At 27.9% G+C, this 16,095-nt stretch carries 24 protein-coding genes and 1 pseudogene; 18 read left to right on the top strand and 7 right to left on the bottom strand.

The features are described from left to right. From F811_RS16685 to F811_RS17090, 10 genes and pseudogenes are all read left to right on the top strand, one after another. A pseudogene (locus tag F811_RS16685) lies at positions 1–222 on the top strand (hypothetical protein); the annotation flags it as partial. After that, positions 212–601 carry a hypothetical protein gene (locus F811_RS0102355; protein ID WP_013113838.1) on the top strand — a complete coding sequence of 130 codons (390 nt, stop codon included), beginning with the start codon at positions 212–214 and terminating at the stop codon, positions 599–601. The pseudogene F811_RS16685 and the gene F811_RS0102355, both read left to right, overlap by 11 nt. Continuing rightward, entirely contained in the window at positions 598–801 is a 204-nt protein-coding gene (locus F811_RS0102350; RefSeq protein ID WP_020003685.1) for a hypothetical protein, read from the top strand. The genes F811_RS0102355 and F811_RS0102350 overlap by 4 nt, the downstream gene beginning before the upstream one ends. Then, positions 794–1,105 carry a hypothetical protein gene (locus tag F811_RS0102345; protein ID WP_020003684.1) on the top strand — a complete coding sequence of 104 codons (312 nt, stop codon included), beginning with the start codon at positions 794–796 and terminating at the stop codon, positions 1,103–1,105. Before F811_RS0102350 ends, F811_RS0102345 begins: the two co-directional genes overlap by 8 nt. Continuing rightward, complete coding sequence (locus F811_RS0102340) at positions 1,098–1,325, top strand: hypothetical protein (RefSeq protein WP_020003683.1); 228 nt, start codon at positions 1,098–1,100, stop codon at positions 1,323–1,325. The genes F811_RS0102345 and F811_RS0102340 overlap by 8 nt, the downstream gene beginning before the upstream one ends. Positions 1,326–1,327: 2 nt before the next feature. After that, on the top strand, positions 1,328–1,573 hold the full coding sequence (locus F811_RS0102335) for a hypothetical protein (RefSeq protein ID WP_020003682.1): 246 nt from the start codon (positions 1,328–1,330) through the stop codon (positions 1,571–1,573). A gap of 170 nt (positions 1,574–1,743) precedes the next feature. Continuing rightward, complete coding sequence (locus tag F811_RS0102325; RefSeq protein ID WP_020003680.1) at positions 1,744–2,130, top strand: single-stranded DNA-binding protein; 387 nt, start codon at positions 1,744–1,746, stop codon at positions 2,128–2,130. Continuing rightward, positions 2,130–2,453, top strand: a complete 324-nt coding sequence (locus tag F811_RS0102320) for a hypothetical protein (protein WP_020003679.1) — start codon at positions 2,130–2,132, stop codon at positions 2,451–2,453. Before F811_RS0102325 ends, F811_RS0102320 begins: the two co-directional genes overlap by 1 nt. A 371-nt stretch (positions 2,454–2,824) precedes the next feature. Beyond that, positions 2,825–3,751, top strand: a complete 927-nt coding sequence (locus F811_RS0102315; RefSeq protein ID WP_020003678.1) for a tyrosine-type recombinase/integrase — start codon at positions 2,825–2,827, stop codon at positions 3,749–3,751. Beyond that, entirely contained in the window at positions 3,751–3,879 is a 129-nt protein-coding gene (locus F811_RS17090) for a hypothetical protein (protein ID WP_020003677.1), read from the top strand. The genes F811_RS0102315 and F811_RS17090 overlap by 1 nt, the downstream gene beginning before the upstream one ends. Positions 3,880–4,040: 161 nt before the next feature. Here the strand turns inward: F811_RS17090 and F811_RS0102305 are convergent, their stop codons facing one another. The 5 genes from F811_RS0102305 to F811_RS0102280 all read right to left on the bottom strand — a co-directional run bounded on the left by F811_RS0102305 (position 4,041) and on the right by F811_RS0102280 (position 7,972). After that, positions 4,041–4,703, bottom strand: a complete 663-nt coding sequence (locus F811_RS0102305; protein WP_020003676.1) for an MAE_28990/MAE_18760 family HEPN-like nuclease — start codon at positions 4,701–4,703, stop codon at positions 4,041–4,043. A 14-nt stretch (positions 4,704–4,717) separates the two neighbouring features. After that, entirely contained in the window at positions 4,718–5,758 is a 1,041-nt protein-coding gene (locus F811_RS15435) for a DUF262 domain-containing protein (protein WP_020003675.1), read from the bottom strand. After that, on the bottom strand, positions 5,755–6,792 hold the full coding sequence (locus tag F811_RS0102295; RefSeq protein ID WP_020003674.1) for a DNA cytosine methyltransferase: 1,038 nt from the start codon (positions 6,790–6,792) through the stop codon (positions 5,755–5,757). Before F811_RS0102295 ends, F811_RS15435 begins: the two co-directional genes overlap by 4 nt. Positions 6,793–6,966: 174 nt before the next feature. Next, positions 6,967–7,197: a DUF6290 family protein gene (locus tag F811_RS0102290; RefSeq protein WP_020003673.1), complete on the bottom strand. Its 231-nt coding sequence runs from the start codon at positions 7,195–7,197 to the stop codon at positions 6,967–6,969. 502 nt (positions 7,198–7,699) lie between these two features. Continuing rightward, a complete protein-coding gene (locus F811_RS0102280; protein ID WP_020003671.1) occupies positions 7,700–7,972 on the bottom strand; it encodes a Rossmann-fold NAD(P)-binding domain-containing protein in 273 nt (90 codons plus the stop codon). Positions 7,973–8,153: 181 nt separating this feature from the next. Here F811_RS0102280 and F811_RS0102275 point away from each other — a divergent pair, with 181 nt between their 5' ends. Next, entirely contained in the window at positions 8,154–8,528 is a 375-nt protein-coding gene (locus F811_RS0102275) for a hypothetical protein (RefSeq protein WP_020003670.1), read from the top strand. 67 nt (positions 8,529–8,595) lie between these two features. On the opposite strand, the gene F811_RS0102270 is transcribed toward F811_RS0102275, so the two are convergent. Beyond that, on the bottom strand, positions 8,596–10,470 hold the full coding sequence (locus tag F811_RS0102270) for a terminase large subunit (protein ID WP_020003669.1): 1,875 nt from the start codon (positions 10,468–10,470) through the stop codon (positions 8,596–8,598). A 3-nt stretch (positions 10,471–10,473) separates the two neighbouring features. Further along, complete coding sequence (locus F811_RS0102265; RefSeq protein WP_425386784.1) at positions 10,474–10,893, bottom strand: P27 family phage terminase small subunit; 420 nt, start codon at positions 10,891–10,893, stop codon at positions 10,474–10,476. 124 nt (positions 10,894–11,017) lie between these two features. On the opposite strand from F811_RS0102265, the gene F811_RS0102260 reads away from it, so the two are divergent. From F811_RS0102260 to F811_RS0102230, 7 genes are all read left to right on the top strand, one after another. Continuing rightward, positions 11,018–11,410 carry a class I SAM-dependent methyltransferase gene (locus F811_RS0102260; RefSeq protein ID WP_020003667.1) on the top strand — a complete coding sequence of 131 codons (393 nt, stop codon included), beginning with the start codon at positions 11,018–11,020 and terminating at the stop codon, positions 11,408–11,410. 37 nt (positions 11,411–11,447) lie between these two features. Then, a complete protein-coding gene (locus F811_RS0102255; protein WP_020003666.1) occupies positions 11,448–12,722 on the top strand; it encodes a phage portal protein in 1,275 nt (424 codons plus the stop codon). Further along, positions 12,709–13,350 carry an HK97 family phage prohead protease gene (locus F811_RS0102250; RefSeq protein WP_020003665.1) on the top strand — a complete coding sequence of 214 codons (642 nt, stop codon included), beginning with the start codon at positions 12,709–12,711 and terminating at the stop codon, positions 13,348–13,350. Before F811_RS0102255 ends, F811_RS0102250 begins: the two co-directional genes overlap by 14 nt. 91 nt (positions 13,351–13,441) lie before the next feature. Next, positions 13,442–14,722 carry a phage major capsid protein gene (locus F811_RS0102245; RefSeq protein WP_020003664.1) on the top strand — a complete coding sequence of 427 codons (1,281 nt, stop codon included), beginning with the start codon at positions 13,442–13,444 and terminating at the stop codon, positions 14,720–14,722. 11 nt (positions 14,723–14,733) lie between these two features. Next, positions 14,734–15,120, top strand: a complete 387-nt coding sequence (locus F811_RS0102240; RefSeq protein WP_020003663.1) for a head-tail connector protein — start codon at positions 14,734–14,736, stop codon at positions 15,118–15,120. An 88-nt stretch (positions 15,121–15,208) separates the two neighbouring features. Continuing rightward, the gene (locus F811_RS0102235) at positions 15,209–15,562 is read left to right on the top strand and encodes a phage head completion protein (RefSeq protein WP_020003662.1); all 354 of its coding nucleotides are present in this window, start codon (positions 15,209–15,211) and stop codon (positions 15,560–15,562) included. A gap of 1 nt (position 15,563) precedes the next feature. Next, on the top strand, positions 15,564–16,022 hold the full coding sequence (locus F811_RS0102230) for a hypothetical protein (protein WP_008730217.1): 459 nt from the start codon (positions 15,564–15,566) through the stop codon (positions 16,020–16,022). Positions 16,023–16,095: the final 73 nt, after the last annotated feature.

Genomic DNA, 16,095 nt, shown 5'->3' with positions numbered 1-16,095 from the left:
GATATACAAAAAGAAATTAATAAAAGAGAAAATAAATCTTTTGAAGAAACATTAGAAGAAGATAATGGAATAATATCTTTTGGAGAAGATGAAGAACAGTCTAATTATAAAATAGATGAAGATCCATTAAGTGCAGATACTGATAATATAAATAATTGGGATTTTGATGAGGACGGCGACAAAGTGGATAGCGAAGGTAATAAAATGCTTTTTGATTATTAAAAAGCATTTTATTAAACTTATCGATTTAGAAGAGCCTTATTCATGGGAGTTTAAACAATCTGAAGAAGATAGGGAAAAAATAGATTTAATTATAGAAGAACTTAATAATAAAAACAAGATATATGAATATGATAAATGGAAAGATATAATGAAAGACACTATTATAATATTTGATAATACAAAAGAAAATCAAACTCTGATAAAAACCAAAGGCAGCTATGAAGATATTTTAATAGGATATGCAACACTTATATATCAAACTGCTATAAACACTAAGAAAAAACCTGAAGATGTTGTTTTGGATATATTATATAAAGTGAAAGATAATAAAGAAACTTTGTATAAATATATAAAAAAGAATAAGGGAAATAAAAAATGATTTGCTGTATATGCGGATTGCAGAAACAAGAAACTGATAATGCTTTAATTCTATGTAAAATGACAATAAGAGTTAAAGATAAAAAAGGCAGAACTAGATATAGAAAAGTTGTAAAAAATATATGCAGAAAATGTTTAAGCAAAGCAATGCTCAGAGGTATTCCAATAACTATTGTTTATGAAGAGGAAGATGATGAATAATAAAGAAAAAAGAATAATATCACAAATATTCACTAGATTATTTTTCACTTATAAAAAAGATATAGTTGTGATGGAGAATATAGAAGGACAGTCTGTATCTTTTTATTTCTCTATAAAAAACTTTTATGCCAATGGTAAAAGCAGAGATTTTTGTTTGATATATGAAAAGAAAACAAAAAGATTTATTTTATATAGCAAAAGCAGTAAAAAATTATATTCAAGTAATTATTTAAATGAAGTTTTACATTATATAAAGATGTTACAATTTCATAAATATATTAAAGAGATAAAAACTGATGATTAAAGTTATTATTAATTATAATGATGTAAATGATGAGTTCAGAAGAATGAATGACATTCTTGGAGTATTGCAATATAAATATAAAAATATTGATGTCAGTTATAATAAAGTAAAAGATAAAAATGAATTATTTGTAACCATAAATGGAGAAAAATTAGATTGTAATCATACATTAGATTTTTATATGAATGAGGTAGAAAATATATTAAGCAAAGAAATATAAAGATGACTATAAAATATAAAGCCAATAAATATAAAGCTATTTATAAAAGAATAAAAAGGCGTATTAGATATGAGTGGCATAAAAAGATAAGTTATAAAAAGGAAGAAGATATTATAGCAAGATTAAAAATATTGATAAAAGTTGGTAAAAGATATCAATGCTTATTATTCAAGAGAGTTTCAAAACTTCCTAGAAAATTAGGACTATCATATAAAAATTATTATAGTAAGGTAGAGGTATATAAATGATGTGTTATTTATTTTTTTATGCTTGGCATATAATTGGATTTATGTTTATCTTTTTTAGCATAACAAATAAAAATCCTATTGGCAAAGCATTTTATTTACTTTGTTTCTTTTTATCGGACATAATCGGTATGCTTTTTTTAATAGCAGAAAAATTGAGTTAGGAGTTATTTATGACAGATCATAATGGTGTAACATTAATAGGAAGATTGACTGCTGATCCTCAGAGAAAATATACACAAAGCGGAATGGAAGTTGCGGAGTTTTCTATAGCAAATAATTATTATATAAGTACAAAAAATACTACAGAAGTAAATTATTTCGATATAGTGGCATTTGATAAACTTGCAGAAACAGCAAATAAATATCTTACAAAAGGAAAGCAGGTTTTAATAAGCGGAACATTAAGACAAGAAAGATGGCAGGATAAAAATACAAACACTACTAAATCTAAAGTGAGAATAATTATGCAGTCAATGCAAATGCTTGCAGATAAAAAAGATTCTAATAACACAGCAGAAAATAATAGTCAGGAAGATGATGATGAGGTGCCGTTTTAATGGAAAAACAGGAAGTAGATGAGTTTATAAGTAAATTAAAAAAAGATGGGCATATTTTTATTGTTGCTATAGTTCCAAAAGAAGATAGAACTAAAGAGGATGGAAGAGGATTGAGAGGCTTTTGGTTATGCTGTCATAGAACTCCTAGAAATATTATTATGATATTGAATGCCATTTTATTAAATCTTGATTCTATAACAGGAATACGCAATGCTGCTAGTTTTGTAGCTGATATTTATAATTATTTCAAAACTGGTAAAAAAAGAGCAGAAATAGAAGAAGATATATATAATGAAGTGATAGAAGATTATAAAAAAAAATAAAATATTAGATAGATTCAAATGTGTATATCACATTATCATATACATTTAATAAAAATCTATAAAGGAGGTGAATCGTACGTTTCAAAGAACTAAAACTTTATTTAAGTGATGAATAAAGTTTTGCTTCTAGTATGTTCTTTTTTATTTGTGTAGTAAAAAAGAATAATTTGATTTGGAGTATATAGTTAATATATTTCAAAGATTGATTTTAAGGTTGCATAATTGTTTAAATTATGTTGCTGTGTTGACTAGCTCGGCTGTTTTTTGTTGGCTGTGAACAGCCGAGTGTTTATTATGTTATAAAAGTTTATATTCTTTTTATATAAATGAAGACTAAAAATAAGTCTTTAATTTAATGAAAAGGTATAAACATGTCTTCTAAAAAATATAAAGAATTAATATTACAAAATAATAATATAATAAGCCAAGAGCAAGCAGAACTTCTTTACAAACAAGCTAACTACTTGAATATACTTGACTATATGAAAGAAGAGCAGCTTATTAAACAGATAGATTATGAAACAGAAAAAGAAAACTTTTTTAAGCAATGTTCAAAAACAAAAAGCAATCACACAAAAAGACAGTATAAAAACGGACTTAATAAACTAGAAGAGTATTGCCGTATGAATAATAAGAATATTTTATTTATTAAACCTAGAGAAGCTGATGATTTTATAACAGAAGTTAATTCTAGTGAACTTTCTAATTTAAGTGTACGTGCTTTAGTTTCTTCCTGTTCCTCTTTCTTTTCTTTTTTAGAAAGAAGGTATCCGTTTATGAAAAATCCTTTTCGAGGTACAAAAACTCGTCCGCCTGTGAAAAATAAAAAAAGACTTGAAGTACCAAGTAAAAAAGAAATTGAATTAATAATTAAAGATATATCTGATCCTCTCATAAAAGTGGCCATCATTTTTATAATGGAATGCGGTGTGCGTGTTGGTGCTTTACCTAAACTAGAAATAAGAAATAACAAATATTATTCATATTCAAAAGGCAAAGAAATAAGCTGGAAAGTTACTGACAAAGTTATTAAATTATTAAAACAGAATAATCTTTCTTTTAATAATCCTTTCAAAAATAAAAGCTCTGAAGTAATAAGGAACATCTTTTATAGGAGTTCAAAGCGTTTATATAATCAAGGTAAAATAAAAGCCGCCTACTCTATACATGATATAAGGCATTATTTCGCTGTTACTTTATACAAACAAACCAAAGACATAGAACTTATTAGACAGGCATTAAATCATAGCAGTATAGCTATAACAGGAATATACTTAAAAAGTTTGGAGGTAGAATAATGAAAAAAAAATTAATAGTTTGCAGATTCAAATATAAAGAATATAAGCTATTAAAAAGATTAGCTAAAGAAAATAATATGAGTGTACGTAAGTATATTAAAAAACTTATTTTAGAAAATAGTAATTAAATATATTGTTGCGATAATTTATGTTATCGCAACTATAAAAAATTATCAATAATATAAAATTTAATTGAATTTAATATATAATAAATAAATGATCTTGATAATTTAGTTTATCTTATAAAGAAATAGATGCTATTGAATAAATTATAATAAAAAGTATATTACTATTTATTCTTATCTTTTTTATTTAAATTTTTCTCTAAGAATAATTCTTCATTATAGTATTGCTCAATATCAAATAATATGGATTCCATAAAAGATAAAACATTATTTTTTATTTTTCTTAAATCATCTAAAGTCAAATCTCTACTACAATCAGTAAAAGAATATTCTCCATGAGCTAAATGATTTCTATTTTTTTTTATATTTCTTAAATCTTCACCATTTTTTTCTCTTATTGTTATATTATGTTCTTTACATATATTTCTAATTTTATTATCATCAATATTACCTGATATAGATAATTTCTTCTTTTCTAAAACTATACTGCTATTTATGATATCATCTACAATTTCAAATGTTTTCATATTTTTAGATTTTATTTTATTATTAGCCCACATATTTTTAATTTCAGAAATAACATCTTTGTATGTATATTTACCATCTTCTATCTTCTGATAAATATCATTTATAGCAGAACTTATTGTAGATTCTACTAAATTATATAATATTAATATAAAACTAGATTTTAATATTTTAAAAAAATCGTCATTATATATCTTATTTTTTTTACCAGAGTTTATACGATTATTAATGATATATAATTTTTTAAAGAACAAGTTAACTTCTTTTTTTCTATTAGCAAAAATATCTTTTGTATTGTTCATATTAAAACTCTATATTAAATACTATTTTCTAAAAGTCTATCTCTAACATATTCTATTCTTCTTTTTAATTTTCCTTGGCTATTACTAGCATCAGAAGTAGTATATTCTTTAAATTCATCTGAATTAATCCAGTCTACATTTTTTACTTTTAAATTTTTATTTTTTCTCAAAGCAAGAGCAGATCCTATTGCTATAGCTTCAAACCGTACCCTAGGTGTTGTATTAGGAGTTTGAGGTTTAGCAAAACCATACTTAAAATTATTTTCAACAAAATCTAACATATTATTAAATTCTTCTCTGAACTTTTCTACATCAATACTATTTAAATTATCCTTTAAATAATTATCTAAAAATGGACTAACACTTTGTTTAAATTCTTCATAAGTATTTAAATATGCAAAAAACCTTAAAACTAATTCAAATCTTTCATATCTTTTTTCTCTATTTTGATTCATAGGAGCTAATCGTTTAAATTTTTCATTTTTTGAACACTCTTCTATTAACTTAGTAAGTTCACCACTATAAGATCCACGTCTTATTTCAGATGCATTAGCATGTACGCCACATGTATTGATTCTATTAAAAAGTTCATATCTAATATGTTCAGGTGTAGTTTCTTTTAATACAATAACCCTCATAGTTTTGTTTTGAAATTTTCTTTTTTGAGAATCCAATAAATCTTCAAAAGTAAATCCATTTAATGAATTAAGTTCCTTTAAGTCATCTAATATAATTTCATTTCCAATAAATGCTGCTAAAGTTTGAACTCTTTGTGCTCCATCTATAATTTCTAAACTACCATCTTCAGTATCACTAAAAAACATAAATGGTATTGGAAGTCCTAAAAATATAGATTCTATAAAACTATTTTTATATTTATTGTTCCAAACAAATTTTCTTTGATAAGGTGGAATAAAAAATTCTTCTTTTTTGAACTTATCAACTATATATTCTATTGTATAATCTTTAGTATCGTATTCTATTTCTCTTTGCTTTGCTTTTATTTGTTTTTCAGCTTCTTCTTTATTAGAATAAGTAATTTCTTTTTTTTTCATACATATTTCCTTATATGTTCTAAAATTGATTTACCTATAATTTCTGCTAATTTTGGTGGTACAGCGTTTCCAATATGTCTACCTGTTTTTGTAAAATTTATATCATTACCAAAATCATATTCTATAGGAAAAGTTTGTAAAAGAGCCCCTTCTCTTAAAGATATAGCTCTATCTTGTTCTGGATGTCCAAATCTTCCTGAGCCATAATTATAAAATTGTGTAGTTATTGTTGGAGATATATCATCAAAACTCATACGACCATAAACAGAAGTATAACTACTTCCAGAAGGCTTCTTATAACAATTTGGCAAAAGAGACTCATCCCAATCTTTCCAACTTCCTTTTGGTTTTGATTGTTTTATTCTTTTTATATTAATATCTTCCAAATTTTTAGCTTTATGCATAGGGTCTATATAGTAAGTTTCACCTGCTTTTATAGGAGGTAATGTTTTTATAATATCTTTTACTTTAACATAATTTGATTTATTATGAGTTTCTGGTAAAATATTTATAGTTCCATATTTAGAAGCTAATAATACCAATCTACGTCTATTTTGAGGAACACCATAGTTTTGAGCTAATATAAATGAATAACTTACACCATAATGTTTTTTTTTCAAATATGAAATAAAATTATAAAATACATCCTGTTTAGTTATAGCTGGTACATTTTCCATTGAAACAATATCAGGTTCTATTTTTTTTATTATTTTCAAAAAATAATCTAATAAATCTCTATCTTTATGTAGTTTAGAGGCATTATATTTAAATGTTTGAGATGAAAATGGTTGACAAGGAGCACACCCAACTAATATTTTAATATCATTTTTAGAAAAATATGACTTTAATGTATTTGGATCTAACGTTTTTATATCTTTACACATAAATGGGGCATTATTATTAGTTTCATAAATATATTTACATGAATTATCTATATCTATACCAAGTATAACATTAAGCCCAGCTTTCTTTAAGCCATAAGTTAATCCGCCTATACCACAAAATAAGTCAATAACCTTTATATCTTTATCCATATTTCTTATATACAACTAATTAATATTACTATAATGATTATATTTTAATTTATAAAAAAATTCCAGATTTTATATATTATTTTCTATTGTAAATATATATCACAAAAAATAATGCATATATGTTGCGATAATCTTTATTATCGCAACACCTAATATATACAAATTATTTATTTGTTATATTTTAAATTTCTCCAAAGCACATTTTCTAGCATATTGTCCTATGCTCATTCCTTCTTTTTTTGCGGCTTCTTCAAGCATTTTATTTTCTTCTTCATTTAATCTGAAAGATATTCTATAGCTAGGCTTTTTATCCTTATCATCTTTCTTTTTTCTGCCAGCACCTTCACGAGCACCGCCTGTATTGGGTCTAGCACCGCCTCTATTATCTTTCTTTTTTATTTCCATTATTTATTCCTATTATTTAGTTTTACTATAATGATTACCAAACATATAATTGTTATTATACTTAAAATTGTATTAATAATTTGAAGGTTCATACTTGACACCTTTATTTTTTTTTATATAATATACTTATGTGAAGTGACGGGGACGAATCCCCGCCTTTGGTCAGTTATAATTAAGATTATTTAATCTTTTTTATAACTATTACTAAAGTTATAATCGCCGTGGTAAGCTCTATAACCTTAGTGACCAAAGTAATCACTTCGACCATAAGTTTCCTCCTTTTTTCATTAGGATTAATTATATTATAACATTTGATGAAAAAATGTCAACAATTTTTCTACAAAAAATAATAATTTATTTTAATTTTTTTCTTATATGAATTATAACTGATTTATATTTGATTGGCGGGGGTGGGTAAAATCTCTACAGGCTTTTACTCGGTGCAACGAGTGGCTACTCTTTCATGTGTGGCGATAACTTTTTTATTAGGGGGTTATCAGCATTATTTTTCTAATTCTTTAATCTTATTTTCTAATTCATCAATTCTTTTAATTTTATTTTCTAACTCTGATACTCTTTTACTTAATTTCTCTATTTCGCTTCCTTTTTCCTCATACTCTTTTTTAGCTTTAGCAACACAAGCCTGTACAAAACCACCGAACGTGACATTTGAATAATTAAAAGGATCTGCTTTACTATTTTTTACCATTTTTACAATCCACCTGTATAGATCCTGATTAAAATTAATTGTTATACTGTTTCTTGAATCATCCATTTTTTAAAAACCTTATTTTTATTTTTATTTAAAATTATAGTCTTTTTATTAAAATATAAAATTAAAATAGTCATTTTAAACTTTTGACTTAAAAATATAGTTTTTGAGGAAAAGAACTTGCTATCTTTTGGAACAGAGTTATTGTCATCACATAAATAAATAATTAAAAGAGGAATTAAAAATGAACAAACAATTAAAAAAAGAATTAGCAATAATAAAAAATAATAATGAAGAGGCTACAAAAGCAATAAGAGAATTATTAAATAATAATAAATTAGATGTAGATTTAAATAGATATAATGCAGAAGTTAATTTTAAGGATGAGGAAATACTAAGAACTGATAAAGACAGAGATGGAAAAATAACATCTTCTTTTAGAGTATACAGCATGAGAGTAGATACTAATACAAGCGATGATATTATAAATAATTATGCTGATTTTTTAGAGTTATCAGCAAGACTTATGAGAAAAGAAATAAGAGAAAAAATAAACGAAGTATTAGGTTATTATATAATAAAAACGGAAACAGAAATAGACAATTTGAAAATATCATAAATCTTTTTTAATTATTTATTAATGCATACTTTATATATAATATATAAAGTATGCAGATTATAAATGATTATAAGCTAAATACACCTTCAGTTTCATAAATACTTTTAGTATCTTCAAAATGATTTTTAATTACTTTATGAAGAGCCATAATTGAGGCTACAACGCCGTCAATTCTTTTATATGATCTTCTTCTGTCAGGTTTTACGGGTAAATAATTATCTCTGCCGTCAGTTTTCACTTCACAGCAGCTTATCATCCAATTAAGAACTGCATTATTACCATGTAAAAGTTTACGTTCATCTATAGTTTTTTCAAATAAAGAAGTTCCTTCAGATAAACCGCCGACTGCAAAAGACTGCCTAATTTGCGTCATTTTGAATCCTTCATTTTCTAAATGAGTAACTATTTCAATAGCTTTCCAAGGGTCATAAGCTATTTCTATAATTTCAAACTGCTCGGCATCATTTAGTATTGAGGATTCTATAATATCAAAATCTATTATATCGCCGCTTGTTAAAGTAATTAAACCCTGCGAAGCCCATAATTCATAAGGTACTCTGTCCTCTTTAGAACGCTGCCTTATATTTTCTTTCGGCATAAAGAAGCGGGGCAGAAGTATATACGGTCCGTTATCAATAGAATCAAAGCATAAAACATAGGCTGCTATATCTCTTGTAGTTGCTAAATCCAAACCGATGCAGGCTTTTCTGCCTTTTAATTCATTTATATTTATATTTTGATGTGAATAAGATTTAAGCCATCTGTCAGAAGATATCCAAACCTCGCTTGCCTGAGTCCAAACATTCAAGTTTTTTGTAAGTATATCAGTTCTCTGAATAGGCTTATCAAGTCCTTCTAAAAGCCTAGATTTAATATAACTGTCTTTTACAGAAACATTTATATTAGGATTAGCTTGAAAAATAATTTTATTTATTAATTCTTCCTGCTTTGAAATATCTTCCATTAGTTTCAAGCGTACAGCCTCGTTATAAGCTCCTGCCGATTCTTCTAAATCGGCAGGCACTCGGCTTTCCGCTTTATTTAATTTATTTAATTTTTCTTTATATTCGCTCATAAATACCCAAATATCATTTACATTGTCAGGCTCGTATATTATTGTAAAATATTCATCATTATTTAATGTTCCCCCTAGTATTTGCTTAGCATATTCATATTCAGAAAAACATACTGAAGATTTATCAAAACCTGCGGTTGTGATTATAAAAGTAAGAGGCTGACGTCTCGCTCCCATACCAGACTCAAGAACGTTTAGAAGTTCATTATCTGGATGTGCATGGTATTCATCTACTATAACTAAATGCGGATTTAATCCGTCTTCAGTGTTGCTGTCCTGTCCAAGCGGTTTTGATTTTGATGCAGTATCTTTTTTCTTTGTAATTGTAGAAGTTTGTTTATATGTAATCGCTTCTTTATTAAGAGCTTTTGCTTTTCTTATCTGCCTTTCGCTTTCACTCCATGCGATTTTTGCCTGATCTTTTTTAGTAGCTATATAATATATTTCAACTCCAGCCTCTGCAGGACTGTCGCAGAAAAAACAATAATTGCCTATACCTGATGCAAAAGTAGTTTTTCCGTTTTTTCTGCTTACCTGAATATAAGCCTTTTTAAATCTTCTTAAATTATTTTCCTTTCTCCTCCATCCGAATATACTTGCTATTATAAACTGTTCCCAAGGCTCTAATATAATATTATGATTAGCCCATTCTCCTTTCGTATGTACTAAAGACTGAATAAAAGTAATAGGTCTTTCAGCTTCTTTCTCATCAAAATAAAAAGGATAATCGTTATTTTGACGAAGTCCACCTTTGGCGTTAGATTTTTCTATATCATCTAAATGCCTTTTTACAGATAAAAAAGCAGATTTACACACAGGCAGTTCTTTATTAATAACTTTATCAATATATTCTTTATATTTAATCATATATTATTCGTTTATCATTTTACTCAAAGGATCGTCATCTTCTACTACTTCAGGCACAGGCACTTTCTTTTTGGAAGCAGGAGTTAAACCAAACTCAGTAAGCATTTTCGTATATGCTGTTATAGCTTTGTGATATGCTAAATATTCTCCCATAGTCTGAGAGTTTTTACCTTCTAAATATCCAGCTATAGACCCTCCTTCATTAATCATAGCTTGATATAGATTCATAGCATCGCCGTAATGCAAACATAGAAGTTCAAAAGCTGATAAATCCGCATCTCCAAGCATATTTTTTTCAGCAAAAATCGGAGCTAACTCATTCCATTTTTTCAAAGAATATCCAACAAAATATTCAGGCGGATTTGGTATTTTTAATACTTTTTTAGTCTGTTTTTTATTATCTTTTCTGCTTTTTTCAGCCATTTTTTGCTCTTTTTTATCATTTTTAGGCATCGTATCTCCCATCAAAAATTAAAGTGTATATTAATAAACAATAATATTAATATTTATTAATAGAAAACTAAATATTTATAGGAGATTTTTAATTATGTTCAAAAAAGTAATAATAGGCAATTGCATTTTAATTAAAGGCAATTGTGAAGAAGTTATGAAAGAATTAGAAAGTAATTCAATAAATGCGGTAGTTTCAGATCCTCCGTATTCAGATACAAGCAGAAAAAAATCTCTATACAGAATTGATAGTTATGATACAGCAAAAGAAGTTAATGAGTTTTGTATAAAAAATGCTTATAGAGAAACTTATAAAATAGTTGTGGCAGGATATGAAGGCGAACATAATAACTTGGAAGATTACGGATATATAAAATATTCTTGGAAATCAAATGGCGGATATAGAAATATAAGCGGCAGCAATGATAATAAATTTAAAGAAAGACTTTGGGCTTCAAGTTCTTGTAATAAAAATATAGAAAATAAATAACTGCAGTAATAAAAAGCGATATTTTAATTATATATATATGGCTTTTTTAGAAAACATACGAAGCACAGTAAAAAAATGGCTGTTTCCTGATTTCAGTCATAACGATTTTGCAGTTTTATACGGGGCTGATAAAAGCAATATTTCAGTTAATGAAAATACTGCTTTAACTTTTTCTACAGTATTTGCCTGTGTAAGAGTGATAGCTGAAACTATAGCTACACTCCCTCTTTTTGTATATAAAATAAAAAATGGGAATAGGATAAGAGCATACGAACATTCATTATACGGCTTACTGCATAACGCTCCGAATGAGGAGTGTACAAGTGTATCTTTCATAGAAAGTCTTATTACTCATATACTTTTACAAGGCAACGGCTTTGTCGAAGTTGTGAGAGATAATTTTAATGCAGTCAGAGGATTATATTTACTAGATGTCTCTAAAATGAGAGTTTATAGAGACGATTTAGGGTATATAGCGTATGAATATAATGATGACGGCAAAATAATAAACTTATCTAAAAGACAAGTAATGCATATAGCAGGATTAGGCTGGAATGGTGTTGTAGGATACAGCCCTATTTCTATGATGAGAAAGCAAATAGCAACAGGGCTTTATCAAGATAATTTTGCATTAGATTTTTTCAGTAAAGGCGTTAAGAAAACACCAATACTTACCCACCCAGAGCATTTGAGTAAGGAAGCTAAAGAGAACATGAAAAAATCTTTTTGGGATGCTTGGAATAATGGGATAGTTGTGCTTGAAGAGGGTTTGAAAGCGGAGTTTGCAACTATGAACTTATCAGATGCTCAGTTTTTAGAAAGCAGAAGATTTTCGGTAGAAGAAATATGCCGAGTGTTCCGTGTACCTCCTCATTTAATCGGTGATTTAAGCAGGAGTACAAATAATAATATAGAACATCAAAGTATAGAGTTCGTAACTCACACAATAAGACCTTGGTGTGTGAGGATAGAAAAAGCGTTAAACGGACATTTATTAAACAGCTATGAAAAAAAGAAATACTTAATAGAGTTTAATTTAGATGGTCTTTTAAGAGGAGACACTCTTACAAGACAGCAGGCTAATCAAATAAGGTTTAATAACGGAATACTTACTAGAAACGAGTGGAGAAAGCAGGATAATTTAAATGAAGTTGAAGATAAATACGGCGATGAATATTTTGTAAGCCAGCAGATAAGACCAATAAAAACAGTTTATGAAACTTCAGAAAATGAGAGCAATCAAGACTTTAATATAAATAACAATGATGAAAATAAAAAATTAGAAGAGGAAGAGAAAGATGTCAGCAAGTAATAATGAAATTAGAAGTATAGATATTAATATTCAAAAAAGTACAGACACAGAAGGTGAACCTCTTAAATTAAGAGGCTATGCTATTGTATATAATTCTTTAAGCGAGCCTCTATATGGAGATTTATTTAGGGAGCGTATAAACAGAGGTGCTTTCACTAAATCATTATTAGAAAATGATCAGGTATGTTTATGGGGACATGATACAAGATATGTACTCGGCAGAAAAAGCTCTGGGACATTGATTTTAAGAGAAGATGATAAGGGCTTATATTTTGAAGTTTCTCTGCCAAATACTACTTGGGCAAGAGATTTGAAAGAAAGCGTAGACAGAGGCGATATAAAGCAGATGTCTTTCGGCTTCAAAGTAGTAAGAGAGAATTGGATTGATGATAAAGAAACATTAAAAGAATACTCAATGCCTATACGTGAAATAAACGAAATCACTTTACATGAAATATCATTAGTAACATTTCCTGCTTATACGGAAACAAATGTTAGAGATAAAAATAATGATGCTTATATTCCCAAACCGCCTGATAAATCTATGCCTACAGTAAATGATGATTTTGATTATAGAAATAAAGAATATGAACAAAAAATAAAATATCTAAAAATAAAAAATAAATAATAAGAACGACAACTGCAGATTGTTTATTGCGAAGTTTACAAAGCAATAAACAATCTGCAGTTGGAGTGATAACAATAATAAGGAGTAAATTATGTCACCAGAAGAATTGAGAGCTTTAATAGAAAAACTAAAAAATGAAAATGCTTTAGTTTTAACAACTATTGATGAACTTATGCAAAAAAGAGAAGCGTATGCTTCTATGAGTATTGAAGAGAGAGAAATTAAAAAAGATGATATATCAAAACTAGATAATGATATAGATACTTTAATGAAGAATATAGAAAATAGAAATAAGGAAATAGAAAGATATGATAAACTTTTATCACTTCAAACTAATTCTTCTATGAATAAAAGAAATATAGCTGATAATTTAGACAAAGCATCTTCTGATGATAACGAAGCTGAATTAAGAGCTAAAGTCGGCAGATGGTTTAGAACAGGCGATGATAAAGAGATAAGAGAACTTCAGGCAGGAGTTGCTGAAAAAGGCGGATATACTATAGCACCTCAGTATCTAGTAAAAGAAATTATAAAAGACTTAGATGATGCAGTTCAAATAAGAAAAAGAGCAAATATAATTCCTGCTATGAACGGATATGCAAGCATAGGAATACCTACACTTGACAGCGATTTAAATAATCTTGAATGGACAGCAGAAATCGCAGCGGTAACAGAAGATACTAATATGGCTTTCGGTAAAAGAGAAATGAAAGCCAATCAATTAACTAAATTGGTAAAAATTAGTAAGAGATTAATAAAGCAGAGCAATATAGATATTCAAAGTTTTGTACAGGAGAGAATAGCATATAAATTGGCTGCTACATTAGAGCATAATTATTTATACGGTAATGGTACAGATAAACCTTTAGGCATATTTGCTCAGACTTCAGATAATACAGCCGCTATTCCAACTGACAGAGATATAAAAGTAGGAACTGCAACTGCTGCTATAACTTATGACGGATTAGTAGATGCAGTAAGCGGATTGAAAGGCGGATACCAAAACGGAGCTGTATGGATGCTTAATAGAAAAGCTATTGCAGCATTAAGAAAATTAAAAGATAAGCAGGACCGTCCTATTTGGCAGGAAAGTTTAATAGCGGGACAGCCTAGTATTTTACTTGGTATACCAGTTGTGCAAAATGACTTTATAGAAGATAAGCTAGAAGCTGCAAAATATTTTGGTTTCTTAGCAAACTTAAAATATTATTGGATTATGGACAGCTTATCTATGGAGCTTCAAGTTTTGCATGAATTGTACAGCAATACAAATCAAATAGGCTTCCAAGTAGGATATTGGGGAGACGGAGCACCTATTCAAAAAGAAGCATTTGTAAGATTAGTAGCACATGATCAAGCGTATGCAGCTTAAGGCTTTTATATATGAGCAGTGATACTGAAGATATTAATAATAGTATAGACATTGATGTCGGAAAAGTTGTCGCCGAAGGCGTGCTTTCGCAAGAGGCAGGTGATGATAACAGAGTAGTTACTTTGGCTGAGTTCAAAAAGTTTCTAAACTTGGAAGGCATCGACTATGATGATGATATACTGCAATTGACTTTAGACAGTGCAATCGGATATTGTAATAAAGCTAATGAGGCTGAATACAAAAGAACCGATTGTCCTCCTGAAGTCAGATATGCTATTCTTGGACTTGCTGCTCATTATTTTGAAAGCAAAACAGGAGAAGCTAGTCAAAGTGAGGAAGTTGCTTTGAAAGGTGTTCACAGATTATTGGCCATTGCAAGGGAAAAGTTTACTCTATAGGAGATGAGCCAAGCCAGCCCCACAGGGGCACAGATGTGCGAATAAGTTTACTTATTCGCTTTTATTAGGCGAGGCGAATATAACAATAATGAAAGTTGGAAAATTAATTCATACTATAACTTTTTATAGAACGAAGTATATAGATAATGGAAATGGAACAGGAAGTAATGAATTAATAGAATTAAGAAAAGTAAAATGCTCTATTGAAGATATAACATATAAAGATATACAGCAGGGTAAAAGAAAAGATTTAGAAAGAACTTTGAAAGTACATACTCATTATTTCAAAGAGTTTGATACCAAAGGAATGATGGCCAAAATAAACCGTGAAAATGATATCTATGAAGTCATTAATATGGAGAATGTTTCATATAAAAATATAGAATGCATATTTACAATAAAGAAATTAGTAAATAATAAAAAAGCTGACAATAGAGAGTAATATGTCTGAAAAAAATAAAGTAACTCTTACAGGGTTTGATGAGTTCAGGAAAACTTTAGAAGAGTTAGGAATTGATTTTAAGAATGAAGTAAAAAAAGCCTCATTAAAAGAAGCTAGAAGAATAGCAAAAGAAGCTAATGCAAAAGCAAAAAGCAGAGGCTGGACTTTTGATAAATATTTTACTGTAAAAGAAACAAGAATAAACAAAAAGAGTAATACTGAAAGCAATGTGAAGATTACTACAATTAGCGGAAAAAGAGGCACAGCACCTGAGAAAAATAAAATAAAATGGTATAAAGAGCAAGGCGATAGGTATTATGCTTTTTTTAATGAATATGGAAATAAATATAAAAATGAAGTGCCTTTGTTAATACCTCTATTTGAATCAAACAGAGAGAATATAGAAGAGGCAGTCAAAAGTGCTTTGAATATAGTAATACAAAAAGCTAATAATAAATAGAGTTTATAAATATGCATAGAGTAATTTATCAATTATTAAAAAGTCTTACTCAAGAAGATAAAAAAACGGCAGG

This window comes from Brachyspira innocens ATCC 29796 (assembly GCF_000384655.1).
Taxonomy (GTDB): domain Bacteria; phylum Spirochaetota; class Brachyspiria; order Brachyspirales; family Brachyspiraceae; genus Brachyspira; species Brachyspira innocens.
Note: the sequence above shows the minus strand (reverse complement) of the source record. Positions and strands in the feature narration are given on the sequence as shown.